This window comes from Streptomyces sp. TRM64462, from assembly GCF_013362995.1.
Classification (GTDB): domain Bacteria; phylum Actinomycetota; class Actinomycetes; order Streptomycetales; family Streptomycetaceae; genus Streptomyces.
Map to the genome: position 1 here is coordinate 1 of NZ_JABWDV010000123.1, position 1785 is coordinate 1785.

1 protein-coding gene and 1 pseudogene are annotated in these 1785 nt (G+C 78.5%); both read left to right on the forward strand.

What is annotated here, in order from left to right; genetic code table 11:
• On the forward strand, positions 1 to 970 hold a 970-nt coding region (locus tag HTZ82_RS05805; protein WP_175408191.1), incomplete at its 5' end, for a gala protein.
• Positions 967 to 1785: pseudogene (locus HTZ82_RS05810) on the forward strand (ankyrin repeat domain-containing protein); the annotation flags it as partial. The gene HTZ82_RS05805 and the pseudogene HTZ82_RS05810, both read left to right, overlap by 4 nt.

A 1785-nucleotide genomic window follows, 5' to 3' on the forward strand; every position in this document is an offset into this window, starting at 1 on the left:
GCAGGGCATCGGCGCCGCCGGCGCCGCCCGCCTGCTGCCCGTCGCCGCCGCGTCACCGCACGCCGCGCACGTCCTGCTCGGCACCAACGCCATCGGCGACGAAGGCGCCCGCGCCGTGGCCGGCGCCCTGACCGACGGGCACCGCCTGCGCACCCTCTACCTGGGCTGCAACCGCATCGGCCCCGACGGCGCCACCGCGCTCGCCGGCCGGCTGGCCTCCGACGGCACCGTCCGCGCCCTGTGGCTCAAGCGCAACCCGATCGGGGACGACGGCGTCCGCGCCCTCGCCGCCGCCCTGCGCCGCAACACCGCCCTGCGCACCCTCGACCTGGTCAACACGGGCCTCACCACGGACGGTCTGCGCGCCCTCCTCGACGTCCTGACGGTCCGTCCGCAGCCGGTCGAGCGGCTCTTCCTCGGCGGCAACGGCCTCACCGCGGCCGCCGCCCCGCTCCTCGCCGCCCTCGTCCGCGACGCCGGCGTCCGCGAGCTGTACCTGCCCGCCAACCACCTCGGCGACGAGGGCGCCGCCCTCCTCGCCGAAGCCGCCGCGGCCGACCCCGCACACCCCGTGCGCCTCGGCCTCGGCGGCAACGGCATCGGACCCGACGGAGCCCGCGCCCTCGCCCGCGCCCTGCACGCCGTCGAGGCGCTGGACCTGGGCCGCCCCCTGTCGGAACGCAGCCTCGGCGCCCCCGCCAACGCCACCGGTGACACCGGCGCCGCCGCCCTCGCCGCCGCGCTCCCCGGCAGCCCCCTGCGCCGCCTGGAACTCCGCCACACCGGCCTCACCGGCCGGGGCGCGAAGGCCCTTCTCGCCGCCGTGCCCGACGGCTCGCCCCTCGAATACGTCGGCCTCGGCCCCGGCCTGCCGCGCAAGGTGAAGCGCTCCTTCCACCAGCGCATCGGGCGCCCGGCGGCCAGGACCGCGCACCCCGACCTGCACGCGATAGGGAGTGTCTACCGGTGAGCCGCCCCTTCCCGCCCGAGGAGGCGGCGGCCTGGCGACGGATCCGCCGCTACGCCGTCCCCCGCTGGATGATCGAGCAGGCCGCCGCACACCGCGCCGCCGGCGACTGGGCCGCCGCCTGCGCCGCCGCTCACGTCGACGTCGCCTTCGACCCGGCGCGGATCGCCGCCCGGTACGGCGCGGAGACCGCCGCCGCCCTCACCGACGACCTCCGCCACCTCGTGCCCGACCTGCTGCGCTGGCACCTGCCGCGCATCCTGAGCGGCGGCACCACCGCGCTCGCCTCCGGGCGCACCGTCCTCCTCGCCCCGTACGGCACTCCTGCCGACGGACCCGACCGGCCCTGGCTGCACGTCACCACGCCGCCCATGGCGACCGGCCCCCAGCGGCTCACCCTGCGCTGCGCGCCGCCCCGCGTCCGCGACTCCGAGACCCGCTACGGGAACCCCGCCACCGACGACTGGTCGACCGCCCGCCACCTGTGGGACGCCCGCCGCACGGACGCGCTCCGCGAGCGGATCGGCGGCGACGCCCACCGCGCCCCCTTCTGCCACCCGGACGGCACGCCCCTGCGCCCCGACGAGCTCCCCATGGCCGACCCGGGCCCCGACGACCCGGCCGGGCACGCCGAGTGGGTCACGCTGCTGTACGAGAGCGGCGACGTCGCAGGGGCGTTCGCCGCCGCCGGTATCGACGCCGACCTGGCCGCGCCGGCCCGGCCGGAGGGCAGCGGTCACCACTGGTACAACAACGCCGACCCGGTCCGGATCCTCCGCAACCGCCCTCTCGACCTCGCACCGCTCGCCCACAACCTC